This window comes from Paraburkholderia sp. EG304, assembly GCF_046543485.1.
Taxonomy (GTDB): domain Bacteria; phylum Pseudomonadota; class Gammaproteobacteria; order Burkholderiales; family Burkholderiaceae; genus Paraburkholderia; species Paraburkholderia youngii.
This window is the reverse complement of sequence record NZ_JBKGUA010000380.1, coordinates 1-367: the sequence shown is the minus strand read 5'-3', so window position 1 is coordinate 367 and position 367 is coordinate 1. Positions and strand designations below refer to the sequence as shown.

At 58.6% G+C, this 367-nt stretch carries 1 pseudogene; it reads right to left on the bottom strand.

The features are described from left to right. Positions 1–367 (bottom strand): annotated as a pseudogene (locus ACLFKU_RS44380) (polygalacturonase); the annotation flags it as partial.

Sequence of the window (367 nt, the reverse complement as noted above, 5' to 3'; positions counted from 1 at the left end):
TTTTGAGAGGCGACGTCCCACCAGGTGCGCCTGCCCGCATTGGCGCCGCTGGTGAGCAAGCTGCCACCACGACCGTCGATGGTCCCGTCACCCAGAATCGCGCTGCCCGTAGTTGTCTGTGCAAGTATGAGCGGATTGCAAGATTTTTTATTTGATGTAGTCGCAGTACCGCACGTTCCCGCACCATTATCGAAGTCTGCGGGATTGCGAGAGGCGAATAGCGTCACGCCTCGGTCGATCCACAACGATACTCCGGATTTTAGCCTGAGCGGACCACTGAGAAAGCCGGTATCTCCTGATGCACCGGTGACAAGCTTAACCGCTTGGCCTGCCGGACAGGCGTCGATTGCGTCTTGGATGCGCGCGG